At 64.3% G+C, this 18,152-nt stretch carries 20 protein-coding genes; 11 read left to right on the forward strand and 9 right to left on the reverse strand.

All coding sequences use genetic code 11. The features are described 5' to 3' along the window. Positions 1–33: 33 nt before the first annotated feature. Positions 34–648, reverse strand: a complete 615-nt coding sequence (locus B9Z01_RS25220; RefSeq protein ID WP_244196155.1) for a MarR family winged helix-turn-helix transcriptional regulator — start codon at positions 646–648, stop codon at positions 34–36. A gap of 309 nt (positions 649–957) precedes the next feature. Here B9Z01_RS25220 and B9Z01_RS25225 point away from each other — a divergent pair, with 309 nt between their 5' ends. The 7 genes from B9Z01_RS25225 (at position 958) to B9Z01_RS25255 (ending at position 6,546) form a co-directional block, all read left to right on the forward strand. After that, the gene (locus B9Z01_RS25225) at positions 958–2,112 is read left to right on the forward strand and encodes a M20 aminoacylase family protein (RefSeq protein ID WP_244196156.1); all 1,155 of its coding nucleotides are present in this window, start codon (positions 958–960) and stop codon (positions 2,110–2,112) included. A 36-nt stretch (positions 2,113–2,148) separates the two neighbouring features. After that, positions 2,149–3,471: an MFS transporter gene (locus B9Z01_RS25230; protein ID WP_085488102.1), complete on the forward strand. Its 1,323-nt coding sequence runs from the start codon at positions 2,149–2,151 to the stop codon at positions 3,469–3,471. A 143-nt stretch (positions 3,472–3,614) separates the two neighbouring features. Further along, entirely contained in the window at positions 3,615–4,361 is a 747-nt protein-coding gene (locus B9Z01_RS25235; RefSeq protein WP_143809057.1) for a GntR family transcriptional regulator, read from the forward strand. A 6-nt stretch (positions 4,362–4,367) separates the two neighbouring features. Further along, entirely contained in the window at positions 4,368–5,288 is a 921-nt protein-coding gene (locus B9Z01_RS25240; RefSeq protein WP_085488106.1) for a sulfite exporter TauE/SafE family protein, read from the forward strand. Next, positions 5,285–5,626 (forward strand): DUF1634 domain-containing protein, encoded by a 342-nt coding sequence (locus B9Z01_RS25245; protein ID WP_085488108.1) that lies wholly within the window; start codon positions 5,285–5,287, stop codon positions 5,624–5,626. Before B9Z01_RS25240 ends, B9Z01_RS25245 begins: the two co-directional genes overlap by 4 nt. 153 nt (positions 5,627–5,779) lie before the next feature. Next, the gene (locus B9Z01_RS25250; RefSeq protein ID WP_085488408.1) at positions 5,780–6,046 is read left to right on the forward strand and encodes a hypothetical protein; all 267 of its coding nucleotides are present in this window, start codon (positions 5,780–5,782) and stop codon (positions 6,044–6,046) included. Positions 6,047–6,291: 245 nt separating this feature from the next. Next, positions 6,292–6,546, forward strand: a complete 255-nt coding sequence (locus tag B9Z01_RS25255; protein ID WP_085488110.1) for a hypothetical protein — start codon at positions 6,292–6,294, stop codon at positions 6,544–6,546. A 119-nt stretch (positions 6,547–6,665) separates the two neighbouring features. On the opposite strand, the gene B9Z01_RS25260 is transcribed toward B9Z01_RS25255, so the two are convergent. After that, positions 6,666–7,916 carry an arsenic transporter gene (locus B9Z01_RS25260; RefSeq protein ID WP_085488112.1) on the reverse strand — a complete coding sequence of 417 codons (1,251 nt, stop codon included), beginning with the start codon at positions 7,914–7,916 and terminating at the stop codon, positions 6,666–6,668. A 297-nt stretch (positions 7,917–8,213) separates the two neighbouring features. Between B9Z01_RS25260 and B9Z01_RS25265 the strand changes: the two genes are divergently transcribed. From B9Z01_RS25265 to B9Z01_RS25275, 3 genes are all read left to right on the forward strand, one after another. Continuing rightward, positions 8,214–8,816, forward strand: a complete 603-nt coding sequence (locus B9Z01_RS25265; protein ID WP_085488114.1) for a cytochrome b — start codon at positions 8,214–8,216, stop codon at positions 8,814–8,816. A gap of 87 nt (positions 8,817–8,903) precedes the next feature. After that, positions 8,904–9,479 (forward strand): YceI family protein, encoded by a 576-nt coding sequence (locus B9Z01_RS25270; protein WP_085488116.1) that lies wholly within the window; start codon positions 8,904–8,906, stop codon positions 9,477–9,479. A gap of 74 nt (positions 9,480–9,553) precedes the next feature. After that, a complete protein-coding gene (locus tag B9Z01_RS25275; RefSeq protein ID WP_085488118.1) occupies positions 9,554–10,132 on the forward strand; it encodes a YceI family protein in 579 nt (192 codons plus the stop codon). A 135-nt stretch (positions 10,133–10,267) separates the two neighbouring features. Here the strand turns inward: B9Z01_RS25275 and metC are convergent, their stop codons facing one another. The 7 genes from metC to B9Z01_RS25310 all read right to left on the reverse strand — a co-directional run bounded on the left by metC (position 10,268) and on the right by B9Z01_RS25310 (position 17,080). Continuing rightward, positions 10,268–11,464: a cystathionine beta-lyase gene (gene metC, locus B9Z01_RS25280; protein WP_085488120.1), complete on the reverse strand. Its 1,197-nt coding sequence runs from the start codon at positions 11,462–11,464 to the stop codon at positions 10,268–10,270. A gap of 84 nt (positions 11,465–11,548) precedes the next feature. Next, on the reverse strand, positions 11,549–13,165 hold the full coding sequence (locus B9Z01_RS25285; RefSeq protein WP_085488122.1) for a rhodanese-like domain-containing protein: 1,617 nt from the start codon (positions 13,163–13,165) through the stop codon (positions 11,549–11,551). 145 nt (positions 13,166–13,310) lie between these two features. Then, a complete protein-coding gene (locus B9Z01_RS25290; RefSeq protein ID WP_085488124.1) occupies positions 13,311–13,907 on the reverse strand; it encodes a cysteine dioxygenase family protein in 597 nt (198 codons plus the stop codon). A gap of 68 nt (positions 13,908–13,975) precedes the next feature. Then, positions 13,976–14,737 carry an amino acid ABC transporter ATP-binding protein gene (locus tag B9Z01_RS25295; protein WP_143809066.1) on the reverse strand — a complete coding sequence of 254 codons (762 nt, stop codon included), beginning with the start codon at positions 14,735–14,737 and terminating at the stop codon, positions 13,976–13,978. Between the two features lie 27 nt (positions 14,738–14,764). Next, entirely contained in the window at positions 14,765–15,457 is a 693-nt protein-coding gene (locus tag B9Z01_RS25300) for an amino acid ABC transporter permease (protein ID WP_085488128.1), read from the reverse strand. Positions 15,458–15,460: 3 nt separating this feature from the next. Then, positions 15,461–16,153: an amino acid ABC transporter permease gene (locus tag B9Z01_RS25305; protein ID WP_085488130.1), complete on the reverse strand. Its 693-nt coding sequence runs from the start codon at positions 16,151–16,153 to the stop codon at positions 15,461–15,463. Positions 16,154–16,252: 99 nt separating this feature from the next. After that, the gene (locus tag B9Z01_RS25310; RefSeq protein ID WP_085488132.1) at positions 16,253–17,080 is read right to left on the reverse strand and encodes a transporter substrate-binding domain-containing protein; all 828 of its coding nucleotides are present in this window, start codon (positions 17,078–17,080) and stop codon (positions 16,253–16,255) included. Positions 17,081–17,268: 188 nt separating this feature from the next. Between B9Z01_RS25310 and B9Z01_RS25315 the strand changes: the two genes are divergently transcribed. Continuing rightward, a complete protein-coding gene (locus tag B9Z01_RS25315; RefSeq protein ID WP_085488134.1) occupies positions 17,269–18,138 on the forward strand; it encodes a LysR substrate-binding domain-containing protein in 870 nt (289 codons plus the stop codon). Positions 18,139–18,152: the final 14 nt, after the last annotated feature.

Here is an 18,152-nt window from a genome sequence, read left to right on the forward strand (position 1 = left end):
AGCACCCGCCTTTGACGCTGACCCGAACGCCGGTCAATCTCCCCTGCTCTTGCCCGAACGGCGAAACACGTCGACGAGCTTGTCGACGATACGGTTCAACTCCTCGCGCTCGTCCGCAGAGAGTATCGACAGCATCTCCGTTTCCAGCACTTGCCCCAGTTCATCGCTGGCGGTGCGGATGCGCTTGCCGGCCGCCGTGGACCAGAGCTGAAAGTGGCGCGCGTCGTCGGGATGGATCGAGCGCCGCACGAGCTTGCGCTCGATCAGGTCCGCGACGAGCTTCGACAGCAGTGTCTTCTCGATCAGCGTCAGCTCCTTCAGCGTGGTCGCGGTGATCCCCGGCGTGTCGCAGATGATCCGCAGAACACGCAACGAACGCACGTCGAGCCCGACCACGGGCCGGTACGCCGCGTTGGCCCGGCTGATCATTTCGCTCTTGATCAGATCGAGCTTGAAGGTCAGAAAGTACGATACGCCACGCGTCGCGGCGGCCGCGTCCTGCGCGGCGTCGCTCAGCCTGCCGTCCGCCGTATCGCTGGCATTCTTCGCGCGGTCCTTCATCTGGCCCTTCGCCGGGTCTTTCACCGGTTCTTTCGCCGGTTCTTTCACCTGGTCCTTCGCGTCGACCCGCTGTCTCGCTGCCCGCATACCTGCTCGCATCTTTTCGCGTCCTGTCTGAAGGCTTTGCTCAATATGAAGCTCGCTGAGCCGGTGCGCTTTCTCGCCATGTGCTTTCGCCCCATGCCTGCGCCCCGCGCCTGCTCCAAAATTCATGCTGCCGGCGCCCCGCCTGCCGGCCAACGACGATAATAGCCCAGACCACCCTCCGCCACCGATTATCAGGGAAAAGCATTAGTTGAAAATATCAACTAATGAATTATTCTTGGCTCCGGAGCGGCTGCCTCGTCATGACGCAGGCGGACCACGCACTCATCAAACAACGCGGGGGTTGGCGGTATGCAGACTGACATTGAATTGAACGCACTCGGCGAACAGATGCGGGCATGGCGCAGGGATATCCATCGACATCCCGAGCTGGGCTTCCACGAGCATCGCACCGCCGGGCTGGTCGCGAAGCTGCTGGCCGGCTGGGCAATCGACGTGCAAACCGGCATCGGCGGCACCGGCGTGGTCGGTACGATTCGCGGCACGCGCGGCGAAGGTCCGTCGATCGGTTTGCGCGCCGACATGGACGCGCTGCCGATGAACGAAAAAGGCACGCCGGAGCACCGCTCGACGCATGAGAACGTTTTCCACGGCTGCGGCCACGACGGCCACACCGCCATCCTGCTCGGCGTCGCGCAGCACCTGGCCGCGCATCGCGACTTTCGCGGCACCGTTCATCTGATCTTCCAGCCAGCAGAGGAAACGCTGCGCGGCGGCTCGGCCATGATCGGCGACGGTCTCTTCGAGCGCTTCCACTGCGACGAAATCTACGCACTGCACAACAACAACCAGTTGCCCGCCGGCAAGATCGGCGTGCGCACCGGCGCAATCCTGTCGGCCTGCGACCTGTTCCGGATCAACATCAAGGGCGTCGGCAGCCACGCGGCCATGCCGCACAAGTCGATCGATCCGTTGCTGATCGGCGCGAGCCTCGTGCAGTCCATCCAGAGCATCGTGAGCCGCAACATCGATCCGCTCGACACCGCCGTCGTCAGCGTCTGCAAGTTCCTCGCGGGCACCGCGATCAACGTGATTGCCGAGACGGCCGTGCTCGAAGGCACCGTGCGCACGCTGTCGGTGGCCGCGCAGGAAACCGCGCTCGCGCGTCTGCGCGCGATCTGCGAAGGCGCGGCCACGATGTACGGCTGCGAAGTGAGCTTCGAGCATCTGCAAACCTCGCCGCCCACGCTCAATACGCCCGCCGAAACCGAGACCGTGCGGCGCGCCGCCGAGCAGGTGCTCGGCGCGGGCAACGTGATCGTCGACGTCGCGCCGCTGATGGCATCGGAAGACTTCGCGTTCATGCTGCAACAACGTCCCGGCTCGTACTTTTTCCTCGGCCACGATGGCCTCACGTGCCATCACCCCGAGTTCGATTTCGACGACGACACCGCGCCCACCGGCGCGGCGGTGTTTATCGAAATCGTGCGGCAGCGGCTCGGCTGACGCGCAATCCGGGCAATCGATCAAAAGGGAGCAGCAATGAACGGTAAGCCGACGCCGGCGATGATGCGAAAAGTAGTGATTGCCTCCGTGCTGGGCAATGCGTTCGAATGGTTCGACTTTGCCATCTATGGCCTGTTCGCCGTGATGATCGCGAAGCTGTTTTTCCCGAGCGGCAACGACTTCGCGTCGATGCTGCTCACGCTCGCGACGTTCGGCGTCGGCTTCGCGGTGCGTCCGCTCGGCGGCGTGCTGCTCGGCCTGTACGGCGACCGCGTGGGCCGCAAGAAGGCGCTCTCGCTCACGATCGTGCTGATGTCGGTCGGCACCGGCATGATCGGCCTGTTGCCGACGTACGCCGCGATCGGCATTGCAGCGCCGATCCTGATGGTGCTCGCGCGGCTGATCCAGGGCTTCTCGGTCGGCGGCGAATTCAGCGGCGCGACGACGATGCTGGTGGAATTCGCGCCGGCCAATCGCCGCGGCTTCTTCGGCAGCTTCCAGATGTGTTCGCAGGCGCTCGCGTTTTCGATCGGCGCGCTCGTCGCCTGGCTGCTGACCGTCAATCTCGCGCCGCACGATCTCGAATCGTGGGGCTGGCGTCTGCCGTTTCTGCTCGGCATTCTGATCGGACCGGTCGGCTGGCTGATCCGCTCGCAGGTCGACGAATCGCCGGAATTCCTCGCGTATGCGAGCGAAGTGCGGCACGGCAAGGTCAAGGCCGTCAATACGCCGCTGCGCACCGTGTTCCGTGAATATCCGCGCGCGGTGCTCGGCAGCATCGGCATCACGGTGGTCGGCACGGTATCGGCCTACGTGTTCGTGTTCTTCCTGCCGATCTTCGCGAAGAAGCAATTGGGCCTGTCCGCCGCCGACGTGAACCTCAGCACCCTCGTCAGCACCGCGATCATCCTCGTGTGCTGTCCGCTCGCGGGCTATCTGTCGGACCGCTATGGCCGCAAGGCCGTGCTGCTGCCGGCGATCGTCGCGTACGGGATCGCCTCGTACGTGCTGTTCAGGCAGTTCGTGAACGCGCCGTCGTTCGGTTCGCTGCTGGCCGTGCAGATCGGCGTGTCGTGCTTCATGAGCTTTTTCTGGGGGCCGACGCCGATCGTGCTGACCGAGGTCTTCCCCGTGAGTGTTCGCTCTACAGGCGCCGCGGTCACGTACAACCTCGCGGTGCTGATTTTCGGCGGCCTCGCGCCGTTCGTGAATACGTGGCTCGTGCACGCGACGGGCAGCAATCTCGCACCGGTCTATTACGTGCAGGCGAGCGTGGTGATCGGCCTCGTGGGTGTGCTGGCCTTGCCGGTGGCCGCGCGAGCGAAGCCGGCCGGATTGCGGTTCGATCAGCCGACGTAATCTGGCTCTCGGCGGTGCGGCCTCGCGCGAGGTCACGCGAGGTCGTGAACGCGGAACAGGTTCAGGGCCAGGCTCAGCCCCAGGAGCAGGAGCAGATTCAGGCGAACTTGACATCACGACATCATGACGTCATGATGTCCATCATGGCTACCGACCGCCCCAGCTCGCTCCCCCTTTACGCGCAAGTCGAAGAAGCGCTTGCTGCGCGCATCGTCGACGGCACGTATCCGCCCGGCTCGCAGTTGCCCAACGAGGCGAGCCTGCTCGCGAACTTCAACATCAGCCGCACCACGCTGCAAAAAACGGTGCAGAACCTGATTGCACGCGGGTTGATCGAAATTCGCCGCGGCAAAGGCACGTTCGTCACGCAGCCGCGCCTCAGCCAGCCACTCACGGAATTGAGCGGCTTCGTCGAAGACATGCGTGCCCACGGCCGCAAAGCGAGCGCGCGGCTCGTCGCGAAGCGCCTCGAAAAGGCGAGCGAAACCGTGGCCGCGCGGCTTGCGCTCAAGCCTGGCACGCAGGTCGTGCACATCCAGCGCGTGCGCATTGCCAATGGCGTGCCGCTTTCGTTCGACGAAACCTGGCTGCCGAGAGATATCGGCGAAAAGATCATCGAAAACGATCTGGAAGCGGAGCCGATCTTCGCGCTGCTCGAAGAGAAGTACGGCTTGCCGCTCATCGAGGCGGAATACCGGCTCGAAGCAGCGGCGGCGAGCAAGGCCGTCGCACGCGCGCTCGAGGTCGCGGTGCAGAGCCCGATTTTCCTGATCGAGCGCACTTCATATGCCGAGGGCAACCGTGCCGTCGATTACGAAAAGCTCTACTACCGTGGCGACCAGATCCAATTCGTCACACGTCTCGCGCGACGCAAAGCGCCGCGCCGGTGAGCAGCCATGAGCGGCGCGGCCTTCGATCTGCATTACACGCTGTGGCTCTTCGCGGTCTCGCTCGGCGCGAGCGCGCTGGGCGGCATGCTCGGCATGGCGAGCGGTATTTTCATCGTGCCGATCCTCACGATGTTCGGACACCTTGACATCCACGTGGCGATCGGAGCGAGCATCGTATCGGTCATCGCGTGTTCGTGCGGCGGCGCCGCGCCCTTCCTGCGCGGGCGCTTCACCAACGTGCGGCTCGCGGTCGTGCTCGAAACCGCGACGACGCTCGGCGCGCTGTCCGGCGTGCTGCTGAGCGGACTCGTACCCGTCACGGCGCTCTATTTCATCTTCGGCGTGATCCTGATCCTGTCGGCGCAGCAAATGCTCGCGCGGCGCGCCGATCCGGCCATCACCGTCAACGCCGCCACCACTGCCGGCGCGCTTGCGACGGCTGGCGCCGGCCCGAGCCGCCCTCGTTCATGGGGCGCCTCGCTGCAACTCGATTCGAGCTATCCCGACCGCGTGAGCGGACGCGACATCGCATACCGCGTGCAGCGCATCCCGCTCGGTCTCTCGCTCATGTACGGTGCCGGCCTGATTTCGGCGCTGCTCGGCATCGGCAGCGGCGTGCTCAAGATTCCCGCCATGGATACCGCGCTGCGCCTGCCGATCAAAGTTTCGTCGGCGACATCGAACTTCATGATCGGCGTGACCGCAACGGCAAGCGCCGGCGCTTACTTCCTGCGCGGCGAGATCGTCACCGCGATTGCGGGCCCGGTGGCGCTCGGCTCGGTGGCGGGCGCGGCGCTCGGCGCGCGCCTGCTCATGCGCGTCTCGAACGAAAGGCTGCGCGTGCTGTTCGTCGCGGTGCTCGCACTGCTCGCCGTGCAGATGCTGCTCGAAGCATTCGGCATCCACCTGTTCGGAGCCTCGGCATGAACCGCGCGGCGCGCGTGGGCATGCGCTTCGAGCACTGGCTCGCGAATCTGCTGCACTACGGCACGTGGATCGCCTCGGGCACGATTGCGGCCGGCCTCGGCCTCGCGCTCGTGCTGCCCGCCGTGCGAACCGGAAGCGGTGGCGCAAGCGGCGGCCCTGCGACGCTCGCCGGCATGCCCATCGTGAGCGCCGGAATTGCGCTTTTCATACTGTTGCCCGTAATGCGGCTTATATTGATGTTAGGGGTGTTCCTGCATCGGCGCGACTACCGGTTCAGCGCGATTGCGGCGCTCGTACTCGCCATCGTGGCCGCCGGGCTGCTAGTCGGCGCGGCCTGACTCGTGCGGCTTGATTCGTGCAGCTCGATTCGGGCGGATGATCCGCCCCGCAAACTGCGTGTGGCTGGTGTGTGCGGGTATGATTCCAGGCATGCCTCTACCGGAGCGCTCGCCGCTCCTTACATGCCGCAATTTTTTGCCACGAGAAACATCATGCCTGCCCAACACGACGAAGCCCCCGGCGCCAGCAACACGCACGGCAAGGAAAAGCGCAAGACGTTGTCCCTGACCATGCGCAACCTCCTGATGGTCGCGATCGGGGTCGTGGTGTTCGTGATCGTGTCGACCTTCGTGCTATATGGCGCGGTGATGTACGGAGACGAAGTGCCGAACTTCGGCATCATCCTGATGATGACCGCGCCGGTGATCGCGGGTGTCGCGTTCCGCGTCGGGCTCGATGCATGGCTCGATCGCGAATGAGTGCCACGAGTCTGAACCGCGTGTAAGCAATCGCCCGTCATCGTCGCCCATCCACACCTGCACCACCTGTAAAGCTTGCACGGCTTACCGCTTCTTACCATCGCTCCCGACGCACGCGTGCCGCTTCCCGGCGGCCCATTCCACCGTAGTAACTGGCGCGAGCCACACATCTGCAATCTGGAACGAAGTTTGCTTCGTCATTGAGGTTCGCGCGGGCTAACCCCCACTTCTCCCGGAACCTTCAGATGAGTTACCAGGACATCGACAAAGAAATCGCCCACCTCGAAGTCGTCTTCGGACTGATCTCTACGCGCGACCGTTTTCCCCTGTCGTACTGGCATCGGCGGCTGCATGCGCTGAACCGTTTATCGATGGTGCCCGTGCAACGCGAACGCGTCGCACAACTCGAATCGACGCTGCGCTCGGTTGGTGCGGCGCAGGATCAGGATCAAGATCAGGACACCGCGTCGTTACACTCCATCGAGAGCACGAGTTCATGATGCCGGCGTGGACGGCGTCGAAAGCGCTCAAAAACTGGCCAGGATAGCGAGGACGTCGCGCGGCGCGACGATCGCTTGCTTCAGCGTCTCACCTGCTGACCGTAAGACCGTAAGGCCGCTCAGCCCGTCAGAATCCGCGCGCCGAGCGCCAGCACGAGCGCCGGCACCATCACGAGCACGCCGACCTTGAGGAACTTCATGAAGCTCACGTCTTCGCCCTCGCGGCGAATCGCGTTGAGCCAGAGGATCGTCGCGAGCGAGCCGGTAATCGACAGGTTCGGCCCAAGGTCGACACCGATCAGCAGCGCGTCGATCACGCGCTCGGGGCTGTGCGCCTGCATCACCGTCGAACTCGCGATGAGCCCGGCCGGCAGGTTGTTCATCAGGTTGCTGCCGAACGCGATGATCGCGCCGGCCCAGCCCGCCGCCGCCATTTCGTTGTGCCCGGTCGCGCGCCGCAGTTCGGTGGCGAGCGTCGTGATGACGCCCGTGTGATCGAGCATTTCGACGAGCACGAACAGCGCGGCGACGAGCGGCAGCACGTTCCACGAGATTTCGCGGATCATCGGCAGCGGCGATTTGCGCTCCTTGATGAGCACGACGAGCGCGGTCAGCGTGCCGAGTATCGCGGTAGGCATGCCGAGCTGGATGTCGTAGGCGGAGACCGTCAGCAGCGCGCCGGCCGTCACGGCGATGCCCGCGAGCGCAACGCGCCCGCTCGCCGACAGCTCCACCGCTTCGAGATTCGCCTCGCAGACGCCAGCGAGCGCGTCGCGCTGGGTCCAGCGCAACATCACGAAGGTCGCGGCGATCGACAGCAGCGACGGCAGCGTGAAACGCAGCATCCACGGCCCGAGCGGCGGCGTGTGATTGCCGTACAGCACGATGTTGGCCGGATTCGAGATCGGCAGCACGAAGCTCGCGGCGTTGGCGACGAACGCGCAGACGAACAGCAGCGGCAGCGGCGGCGTCTTCGCTTTCTTCGCGGCGGCGAACACGGCGGGCGTGAGCACGACCGCGGTCGCGTCGTTGGAAAGGAAGGCGGTAATCACGACGCCGACGAGATACACGAGCACGAACAGCTTGCGCGGCGAGCTGCGCGCATGATTGACCGCGAGCACCGCGACCCAGTCGAACAGACCTTCGCGGCGCCCGACTTCGGACAGCAGCATCATGCCGAACAGGAACAGATAGACGTCGGTGCCCTTGCCGATCGCCTCGATCGCGAGATGCACCGGCAGGAGGCCGAGCGCCACAAGCAGCAGCGCGCCGGCGACGGCCCACACGGCTTCGGGCCATTTGAACGGCCGCGTGATGACGCCGGCGGTGGCGACAGCGGCAATACCCCAGGAAAGGAAGACGGAATTCACAGCGTAAGCCTGGATAATGGGTTATGCGGGTCGAGTGAGAATTGCATAAGGTTTGTACAAGCGGGTTGTACAAGCGGTTTGCACAAGCGGGTTGCGCGAGTTCTGCGCAGGCAGGCGCGACGCGCCTATTCGGGGTCACAAATTACCACAGCGCCTCATGCGGCGTGAAAGCCTTTCAATCCCATTAGCGTCACGGCCACAACAATCTGTTCCCGTGCGCCCGCCTATTCAGTTTTCGTTGCCATCCCTACTATCCGCATTCATGCTCGGCTCCTCGCCTGCCACGGATACAACACGATGCCAACCCAACCTTCCGTTTCCCCGCGCTACCACGGCGCGGCCATCACGCTGCACTGGCTGATCGCGGCACTGATCGTCTGCGGCTTCTATATCGGCTGGATCATGACCGATATCCCCGGCTTCACGCCCACGAAACTCAAGTACTTCTCGTGGCACAAATGGATTGGCGTGACCGTCTTCGCGCTCGCGGTGATCCGCGTGCTGTGGCGCGCCACGCATCGCGCGCCCGCGCTCGACGACGCGACGCCCGCATGGCAGAAGGCCGCGGCGCATCTCGTGCACGGCGTGCTGTACCTGCTGATGCTCGCGATTCCGCTTTCCGGCTACTTCTACAGCTCGGCCTCCGGCATTCAGGTCGTGTATCTCGGCATCGTGCCGCTGCCGACGATCATCGGCCCCGACCAGGCGCTGAAGGCCACGCTGCGCACGGTCCACGTGCTGCTCAATTACACGCTGCTCGCGCTCGTGGTCATGCACGTGCTCGCGGCGCTCAAGCATCAGTTCGTCGATCGCGATGGACTGCTTGCGCGGATGATTCCGTTTCTCAAGACCCAAGCGAAGACCCGCACATCACGAAGCGACGGCTTTAACGCGCTTTAAGACCGCCGATTGATTACGACCTGTTGGCAATCTAATTCCTCGCGGTGTGCAATCAACGCGCGCGACTCAGATAGGATGCGTACCACCATGAAAACAACCATTTATCAATCCGCCCAGCGCGCGGCGCTCGCCGGTTTCGCCGCCCTTTCCCTGTTCGGCGCGAGCCTCGCGCACGCCGACGTCGACCTCGCCAGAAGCAGCGTCGTCGCCACGACGAAACAGATGAACGTGCCCGTCGACGGCAAGTTCAGGAAGTTCTCGGCGCAACTGAACTTCGATCCCGCGAAGCCGGCCGCGGGCAGCGCAAGCGTGTCGATCGACACCGCGAGCTACGACCTCGGCGCCGACGACTACAACAAGCAGGCGCAAGGCAAGGAATGGTTCGACAGCGCCGCGTATCCCGCCGCGACCTTCGTGTCGAGCGCGATCGCGCCGGCCGGCGGCAACCAGTACAAGGTGACGGGCAAGCTCACGATCAAGGGCAAGTCGCAAACTGTCGTGGTGCCGGTCGTGATCGCGAGCCAGGGCGCAACGCAAACCTTCGACGGCTCGCTGCCGATCAAGCGCACGCAGTTCGACGTCGGCACCGGCGAATGGAAAGACACGTCGGTGGTCGCCGACGAAGTCGTCATCAAATTCCATCTGGTCGCCGCGAAAAAATAACGCAGAACGAAGCTCTGCACCGCACCGTACTGCAACACGCAGTACCGCACACTTTCTGAAACCTGGAGTCCACCTTGAAGAAATCCTTCCTGCTCGCCGCGGGCGCGCTCGCCGCTGCGCTGTCGTTCAACGCGATGGCCGCTGATACCTACATGCTCGATCCGACCCACACGTCCCCGAGCTTCGAGACCGACCACTTCGGCGGCCTGTCGATCTGGCGCGGCAAGTTCAAGAAGAGCAGCGGCACCGTGGTGCTCGATCGCGCGGCAAAAACCGGTACGGTCGACGTGACGATCGACCTGAACTCCGTCGATATCGGCAACGACAAGCTCGATGCCGAACTCGTGACCGACAAGTTCTTCGACACCGCGAAATTCCCGACCGCGACCTACAAGGGCACGCAGATCCGCTTCGAAGGCGACAAGCCGGTCGAGGTGATCGGCACGCTGACGATGCACGGCATCACGAAGCCGGTCAATCTGAAGATCGAATCGTTCAAGTGCATGCAGCACCCGATGCTCAAGCGCGAAGTGTGCGGCACGGAATCGACCGCGACGTTCAACCGCGACGACTTCGGCATCGACTACGGCAAGGCATATGGCTTCAACATGAAGACCACGCTGCATATTCAGGCTGAAGGTATCAAGCAGTAAGCTGCCGCATGACACGGTTGCGGCGCCCGGTGCGCACCGCAACCGTCTTCTATCGGTTCTGTCGCGTCACGAAAGAGAGGATGAGAGGATAAGAAAGCGTCCCGCGATGAACAGGACTGCTTGAGCCGTTAGAGTTCAGTCGCCACGCTCATTGATCGCACCGAGGCCGTGCGCGAGATCATCGATAAGGTCCCGCGGATCTTCGAGGCCCACGTGCAGACGCACGATCGGCCCGGCGCCGCGCCAGTCTTCGCGAGTCCTGGCGCTTGCCACGTTCACGACCGTCGCAAGACTTTCGAAGCCGCCCCATGACGCCCCGATGCCGAACAGCGACAACCCGTCGACGAAGCGTGCGGCCGCCTCGGGCGATACGTCTTCCAGTTCGAACGAGATCAGTCCGTTCGTACCGGCGCAGTCGCGCTGCCATAGGGCGTGACCCGGATGCTCCGGCAGCGCGGGACAAAAGACGCGCGCGACGGCAGGTTGCGCCGCGAGCCAGTGCGCCACCTCGAGCGCATGCTTTTCGTGCAGCGCGAGCCGCGCGCCCAGCGTACGCGTGCCGCGCAGCACGAGGTATGCATCGTCGGGGCTGACCGCGACACCCTGCGCGTCGCTCATCGTCGCGAGAGGCTGCCAGGCGGTCTCGGTCGTCGTGACGGTGCCCATCATCACATCCGAATGACCGCTCAGGTATTTGGTCGCGGCCATAATGGAAATGTCGGCACCCAGCTTCAGCGGCTGATACTGCACGCCCGACCCCCACGTATTGTCCGCGGCCAGCAGCGCGCCGTGGCTGTGCGCCAGCTCGGCGAGCGCGGGCAGATCGCAGAGCTCATAGAGCAGCGACCCAGGGCATTCGACATACACCAGCCGGGTGCGCGCCGTCATGCAACTCGCCGCATCCGAACCATCCGCGCGAAAATACGTGACGTGCACGCCCCACGGCTCGAGGAATGTATCGACGAAATGGCGCAGCGGCTGATAAACGCAGTCGGAAATCAGCGCATGGTCGCCGGGGCGCAGGTAGGCGAGAAACACCATCGTCATCGCGGCGAGGCCGGTGGGGAAAAGTCGCGTGCGATAGCCGCCTTCGAGCCCCGACACGACATCTTCCAGCGCGAAGCCGGTCGGATTGCCGCGCGCGCCATACGTGAACAAGCGCTCGCTGCTGCGTCGGCGGCGCGCGTCGTTGAGGTCGGCCATGCTCTCGAACAGCGCCGTCGAGGCGCGTACGACTGGCGGGTTGACCGCGCGGCCACCGTTGACGACCGTGGACGTACCGCCTTTCACAAGGCGGGTGGCAAGGCGCGGGGAGTGCGAATCGCGGGGCATGAGGTTGTGTGCCTGGAAGCGGGTGCCGGGTGTCGGCGGGTTCTTGTTTGCCTCGTGTGCGGGCGCCGCCCGCACACGAGGGGTTCACTTCGCTGCTGCTGCGGCGGCGGCGCCCAGACGAAAAGTGTTGCGTTCGTCGGCGTCGAGCTGGGCGAGCAGGCCGGTTTCCCACGCGAGATACTGGCGCGCCGCCGCCTTATTGCCGTCGTGACGATCATGCACGAAGAACAGGTAGTCGATACAGGCCTCGTCGGGCGGCATGCCGGGCGTGCTGCTCACGGCTTGTCCGATCGACGTCCACGCGCTGAAGCCTCCCGCGAGCAGCATGAAGCGGCGCGCGTCGTGAGGCCGGTGTCGCCGCCAGTCCGCGACGAACAGCTCGGCCACGCCGCGCTCGTCCGCGACGAGCACGATGTCCCGGCCCGCCGGCGGATCGGGCAGATCACGCAAACGCGGGCGGATCGCCCACTGCGACCCCGGTACATGCGCCTTGCGGTAACTCTGGCTGGGGCGCAGGTCGATCACTTGCAGATGTCCCTGCGCCAGTGCGTCGGCAAGCGCTGGCGCGTCGATTTCCATGAGCGTCGTCCCCACCGCCGCAGGCGGCGCTGGCAGCGATACCCCGCTTGCGAATGCGTTGGGCAGCACGTACGCGTCATGCCCTAGCTGCCGCAGCCAGCTCGCGACGATCGGCGCGCGCACGCCTTCGCTGTCGAACAGCACGATGCGCGCATGACGCACGCCGATGTACTGATCCGTGGCCTGTATCAGCTGTCCGCCCGGCGTGTGCTGCGCACCCGGCAACGACCCGGCGGCGAATTCCTCGGGCGTGCGCACATCGCACAGATACAGCGTGCGCGTCGTATCGGCGGCCCACTGCGCGAACGTGGCGGCTTCGACTTCGGGCACCGCGAAGCGTTCGGCCAACCTCCGGCTAGCGGCGACCATGGGCTCGAGCGCGTCCTCTGCCACCGCGTCCGGATAGCAGCGCTTGCTGTCGTGCTCGAGCGGCAGGTCTTCGAGAAACCAGCCTTGCGTACCGTTGGCGAGCGCCATCACCGGGTTGGCGATACCGAGGTTGATCAGCGTCTGCGCACCGATGATGCTGCGCGTGCGGCCCGCACAGTTGATGACGATCGGTGTGTTTGCGTCGGGCACGAGCTCGCGAATGCGATAACCGAGCTCGCCGTTGGGGCAGCAGATCGACGATGGGATCGTCATCTTGTGGTATTCACCGAGCGTGCGGCCGTCGAGGATCACGACCGGCTCGCCGCGCTCGCGCTTCGCGGCGAGTTCGAGCGCGGTGATGTGCGGCGTGTGATACGCATGTTCGACCAGTTCGCCGAACGTCTTCGACGGCACGTTGACGCCCGCGAACAGCGTATGGCCGGAGCGCCGCCAACCCTCGGCGCCGTCCTTCAACACGTGCAGGTCCGTATAGCCGAGTTCGGCGAGGCGCGCGGCCGCATCGAGCGCAATGGTCGCATCGGTGTCGTAGAGCACGATGCGCGCGGCGCGGCGCGGCACGAGCCGGCCGATTTCGAGTTCGAGCCGGCTATAAGGAAGCGGCACACCGTGGAAGAGATGCGCTTCGCCGTACTGGCCGTGCTCGCGCACGTCGAGAAGCGCGATCTCGGTGCCGTCACGCAGCCAGCCTTTGAGCGTGGAGGAGTCGATGAGCGAAGGAAGCAATGAGGTCATGTCGTAGCGTTGCCGTTACGTAGGGTTGAACGGACCCACACCGCTTGCGGGAGCAATGCGGCGCCCCGGTCCTGCGCGGCAGGCGCGGACCTGTACGAGACATGGCGCCGCGAAGGCGCCGTGCAGGGTTCGGAGAAGTGGAGCGTTAGCGGCGCGTCTTCACGCCGATGCCCATCACCTGATACGTGCCGTTTTGCACGTCGAACGTGATGCGCTCGGTCAGCGTCTCGAGCGCGCGCCCGTACATGTGCAGATGGCGGATCGGCGTTTCGCCCTTGATCTCGACGGCGTGAATGTCGTCCGAGGCGAGCGCGATGCCGTGACCGGGTTCGACCACGACGGTCTGCGTAACCTCGACCGAGCCCACACCGGGCGTCCGGCCGTCGTCGGTGCGGCGATAGAGGTAGTTGTGTTCGACGCCGTCGACCGCCGCGATGCAGGCCCACGTCGTATGGTTGTGCGGCGTGATCTTTTTGCCGGGGCGCATGACGTTCAGATACAGCGCGTAGGTCTGGTCGGCATCCTCGTGAATCAGGTAGCGCGCCTGCAGCTCGCCGTCGGCGGGCGGCGGAAAATCGGCTTCCTGCCAAAGTTCACGGCGCGCGGCGAGCGATTTGACCTGCTCGAGCACGGCGGCTAGCGCCGGGCGGGTCTCGCCCGCGGGCGCGATCTCGGTCTTCATTGCGGCAATCGCTTCGGCCACGGCGGCTTCACGTTGTGCGGACAGGGATGGCGTGGACATGATGAACGGGTCTCCGGTTCGAAATCGTGGGGGAATGATGTAGATGCGATGCGCGCCTCGCGCGCGAATCAGGCAGCGCCTTGCGAGACGAGCTCGCGCGGCAACGGGCGATGCACGTCATGCAGAAAGCGTTGCGCCCGCTCGTGCTCAGGATGACTGAAGAACCGGGCGGGCGGCGCGTCTTCGAGCAACTGGCCCTGGTCCATGAACCAGACGCGGCTCGACACCTCGCGCGCGAAGCCCATTTCGTGAGTGACGATCATCATCGTCAGGCCTTCGCCGGCGAGGCTTCGCATCACCTGCAGTACCTCCTGCACCATTTCCGGGTCGAGGGCGCTCGTGGGCTCGTCGAACAGCATCAATGGCGGCTTCATCGCGAGCGCGCGCGCAATCGCCACGCGCTGCTGCTGGCCGCCCGACAGATTCGCGGGCATGGCGTCGATCTTGTGCGCGAGCCCGACCTTGGCCAGCAGTGTTTCGGCCTGTGCCACGGCTTCGTCGCGAGACATGCCGAGCACCTTCGTCGGGCCGAGAATCAGGTTTTGCCGGACCGACAGGTTCTGGAACAGGTTGAAGCTCTGGAACACGAAGCCGATGCGCGCGCGCAGCTGGTTGAGCTTGATGTCGTGCGCATGGATGTCGCGGCCCTCGAACAGGATACGCCCCTGCCCGATGGCTTCGAGCCGCGTGACGGTGCGTATCAGAGTCGACTTGCCGGAGCCGGACGGCCCGCATACGACGACGACTTCGCCACGTTCGATCACGGCGTCGATTCCCTTGAGCACATGGTGCTGACCGTAGTGCTTGTGCACATTCTCAAAGGCGAGCATGGTCATGGTCGCGTTGCTCCTGCGAAATTAGGCGAGGCCCGCGCGCTGGCGGGCGATGCGGTGCTCCAGCCGCCCCGCGAAGCGCGAGATGGCGAAGCACAGAACGAAGTAGAAGGCCGCGAGTACGAGGAAGGTCTGCAGCGGGCTCGTCAGCGTGATCGTGTTGACCTGCGCCGCCGAATACGTGAGCTCGGGCACGCCGATCACGTAGGCAAGCGAGGTGGCCTTGATGATCGACACGAACTGGTTGACGATCGACGGCAGCATATTGGCGAGCGCTTGAGGCAGTTGCACGTAGCGCATGCTCTGCAGCCAGGAGAGGCCATTCGAGCGCGCGGCTTCCATCTGGCCGCGCGGCAGTCCTTCGAGCCCGGCGCGCACGATCTGCGCGAGGAACGCGCTTTCATAGACGATGATCGCGCACACGGCCGTCGTGAGCGCCGACACTTCCGCGCCGATCAGCAGCGGTATCGCGAAATAGGCCCAGAAAATCAGCATCAGCAGCGGAATGCCGCGGATCAGACGCGTCCAGACCGTCGCGGCGCGCCGCAACCCGCGCAACGGCGAGACGAGGGCGAGACCGATCGCGACCGCAATCGGGAACGACACCACGAGTCCCAGCGCCGAGATGACGAGCGTGATCGCCACGCCGCCGAGCGGCCCGTGCGGCCAGTTGCCGACGAGAAAAAGCGCGAGATAGTTGTGCAGGATGTCGAACATGGCTCAAACCCCGAGCGCGGTCGTGCGGCGCTTCGCGAAGTGATCCGACAGCGCCATGAGCGTGAGCGTGCCGATCAGATAGAGGACGGTCGCGACGAGAAATATGTCGAAGGTGCGAAACGTCAGGTTGTCGATCTGGCGCGTGTTGTACAGCAGTTCGTGCACGCCGATCGCCATGGCGAGCGAGCTGTCCTTGAAGAGGCGCAGCGCCTGGTTCAGCAGCCCCGGCAGCGCCACCCGCATGCCTTGCGGCAGGACCACGTAGCGGAAGGCCTGCAGGTACGTGAGACCGATCGAGCATGCCGCTTCGTGCTGGGTGTATGGAATCGTGCGCAGGCCGGAGCGCAGGTCTTCCGACATGAAAGCGCCGTAGTTGAGCGCCAGCGCTATCGTGGCGAAGAAAAACTCCGTGTTCCCGGCGTTGACCCAGTGAAAGAGCGGCGCGGGCAGCAGTTGCGGCACGCCGAAATACCACACGAGGAGCTGCACGAGCATCGGCACGTTACGGTGATATTCGACGAAGGCAATCACGAAGGCCTTGCACGCCTTGACCGGCATCGCTCGCAGCGTGGCGAGCGCGACGGCCACGACGATTGCAAACAGGCCCGATACGACGAAAAGCTGCAGCGTGGTGAGCACGCCGTGGTACAGCAGGGGCAAATAGCCGTCATCGAGCAGAAAAGAGAAGTCGAACATGCTGGGAAAGATCGTCAGAGGCGGTGAAGAGCATCACCGGGGCGGCACGCATCACAATGCCGGCGCCGTCCCGGCGATTTCCGTGCGAAGCGCGTGCGCTTACTGCGTCCTGATGGGCTCGACCCTGTAGTCGCGCGTGAACTTGTACGGCGAATTTACACCGAGCCATTTGTCGAAGCTCTGCTGCAGCCCGTTCGACTTGTCATATTCGTGCAGGATCTTGTTGACGGCGCTCATCAACGCCGGCTCGTTCTTGTTCATCACCACGCCCCAGCGCTCTTCGTATACCGGCGCGGCCAGCATCCGGTACTGGGGGCCGCCCTTCTTTTGCGCGGCTTCGTTTGCAAAGCGCGCGAGGATGTTCTGGCCGGCGACCAGTCCCTCCACCTTGCCCTGCTGGAGCGCAAGGAAGGCCGACGGAATATCGTGGAACGTCAACAGGTTCGAGTTCGGCAGACGCGTGACGGACACGGCCGCAGAACTCGAACCTTCCGACGCGGCGATCTTTTTGCCGCTGAGCTGGTCGAGGTTCTGGATCGGGGAGTCAGCGCGCACGAGTACGCGGATGGGTGCCACATAGTACTGGTCGCTATAGTCGACCTGCGCGGCGCGGGCGGGCAACCAGGCCATGGCGGCGGCGAGCACGTCGACGCGATGAGTCTTCAGCTCGGGAATACGCGCATCGGTCGACAGTGTTCGATGCTCGAGCTTCACGCCAAGCCCTTGCGCAAGAGCATGGCAGACGTCGACGTCGAAGCCGACGATCTGACGCGTGGCGGGATCCGGAAAGGCATACGGTTCGCTGGCATTCTGCGTGCCGCACACGAGCGTGCCGCGGGCCTTGATGTCGGCAAGCTCATCCGCATGCACGCTGCCGACGCCGGCGAGAATAGTGATTGCCAGGACGGCGAGTTTTCGTTGCCACATAAAGCGGGGTCTCCTCCAGAAGGGAAGTCTCTGCGATGACAGGCGCCGCCCGTGCGCCAGCGCGCTCGCATGCTTCCGGTTACATAAATTCTGCTTGAGTGATAACAAGCTTATCGGTCAAAATCTTGAGTAACAATTTAATTTTTTGCTGATAAACATTAGCGCCACTGAACTATCGGACGCCGGGAATGCGAAACCTCGATATCGATCTGCTGCGCACGTTCGTCGCCATTGCCCAGCGCGAAACGTTCGCCTCGGCGGCCGAACAGGTCGGCCGTACCCAGTCCGCGATCACGCAGCAGATGCAGCGGCTCGAACAGGAAGTGGGCTGCGTGCTGTTCGAAAAGCGCGGCCGGCAGAAGACGATGACGACAGATGGCTCGCGGCTGCTCGCCTACGCGCACAAGATCCTCGCGCTCAACGACCAGGCGGTGCAACTCGCGCATTCGCGAGGCGTGGGCGAGAAAGTTCGCATCGGGTCGCCGCACGACGTGGCGGATTCGATCCTGCCGAACATGCTGCGGCGTTTGTCGAAGCTCTCGACCGGGCTGCAGATGGAAATCAACGTTGGACGCAGCCCTTTCCTGATGGACGCATTGCGCGACGGCAAACTCGATCTCGTGATCTCGACGCGTTATAACGAAGCCTTTCCGGGCGTGAAGCTACGCACGTCGCCGATGGTATGGATCTGCGCTGAAGATTTCACGTTCAATCCGGGGGAGCCGGTGCCGCTCGTCATGGCCGACGAGCTGAGCCTCTTTCGCAAGCTCTCGATCGCCGAACTCGACGCGCACGGCATTCCCTGGTGCACGAGCTTCATTTCCCGAACGCTGACGGGCATCAAGGCCGCCATCAGCGCGGGGCTGGGCGTGACAGCGCGGACCACGGAACTGCTCGATGCGAACATGCGCGTGCTGACCGAAGGCGACGGGTTACCGCGCCTGCCGGAGGTCGCGTTTTACCTGTACGTGCAGCCGACTTGCACGAGCCTCGTACTGCGGGAATTGTTCGAATCGACGGAGCGGATTGCGACGCGGTTCGGGCCTGCGTTCGTGTAGCCAGAACCCGGGCT

Source organism: Paraburkholderia susongensis (genome assembly GCF_900177725.1).
GTDB lineage: Bacteria > Pseudomonadota > Gammaproteobacteria > Burkholderiales > Burkholderiaceae > Paraburkholderia > Paraburkholderia susongensis.

Bases quoted from the DNA above. Each gene is read 5' to 3' on its own strand.
- B9Z01_RS25220 (WP_244196155.1), bottom strand. From the start codon at position 648: ATGCGGGCAGCGAGACAGCGGGTCGACGCGAAGGACCAGGTGAAAGAA.
- B9Z01_RS25225 (WP_244196156.1), top strand. From the start codon at position 958: ATGCAGACTGACATTGAATTGAACGCACTCGGCGAACAGATGCGGGCA.
- B9Z01_RS25230 (WP_085488102.1), top strand. From the start codon at position 2,149: ATGAACGGTAAGCCGACGCCGGCGATGATGCGAAAAGTAGTGATTGCC.
- B9Z01_RS25235 (WP_143809057.1), top strand. From the start codon at position 3,615: ATGGCTACCGACCGCCCCAGCTCGCTCCCCCTTTACGCGCAAGTCGAA.
- B9Z01_RS25240 (WP_085488106.1), top strand. From the start codon at position 4,368: ATGAGCGGCGCGGCCTTCGATCTGCATTACACGCTGTGGCTCTTCGCG.
- B9Z01_RS25245 (WP_085488108.1), top strand. From the start codon at position 5,285: ATGAACCGCGCGGCGCGCGTGGGCATGCGCTTCGAGCACTGGCTCGCG.
- B9Z01_RS25250 (WP_085488408.1), top strand. From the start codon at position 5,780: ATGCCTGCCCAACACGACGAAGCCCCCGGCGCCAGCAACACGCACGGC.
- B9Z01_RS25255 (WP_085488110.1), top strand. From the start codon at position 6,292: ATGAGTTACCAGGACATCGACAAAGAAATCGCCCACCTCGAAGTCGTC.
- B9Z01_RS25265 (WP_085488114.1), top strand. From the start codon at position 8,214: ATGCCAACCCAACCTTCCGTTTCCCCGCGCTACCACGGCGCGGCCATC.
- B9Z01_RS25270 (WP_085488116.1), top strand. From the start codon at position 8,904: ATGAAAACAACCATTTATCAATCCGCCCAGCGCGCGGCGCTCGCCGGT.
- metC (WP_085488120.1), bottom strand. From the start codon at position 11,464: ATGCCCCGCGATTCGCACTCCCCGCGCCTTGCCACCCGCCTTGTGAAA.
- B9Z01_RS25285 (WP_085488122.1), bottom strand. From the start codon at position 13,165: ATGACCTCATTGCTTCCTTCGCTCATCGACTCCTCCACGCTCAAAGGC.
- B9Z01_RS25290 (WP_085488124.1), bottom strand. From the start codon at position 13,907: ATGTCCACGCCATCCCTGTCCGCACAACGTGAAGCCGCCGTGGCCGAA.
- B9Z01_RS25295 (WP_143809066.1), bottom strand. From the start codon at position 14,737: ATGCTCGCCTTTGAGAATGTGCACAAGCACTACGGTCAGCACCATGTG.
- B9Z01_RS25300 (WP_085488128.1), bottom strand. From the start codon at position 15,457: ATGTTCGACATCCTGCACAACTATCTCGCGCTTTTTCTCGTCGGCAAC.
- B9Z01_RS25305 (WP_085488130.1), bottom strand. From the start codon at position 16,153: ATGTTCGACTTCTCTTTTCTGCTCGATGACGGCTATTTGCCCCTGCTG.
- B9Z01_RS25310 (WP_085488132.1), bottom strand. From the start codon at position 17,080: ATGTGGCAACGAAAACTCGCCGTCCTGGCAATCACTATTCTCGCCGGC.
- B9Z01_RS25315 (WP_085488134.1), top strand. From the start codon at position 17,269: ATGCGAAACCTCGATATCGATCTGCTGCGCACGTTCGTCGCCATTGCC.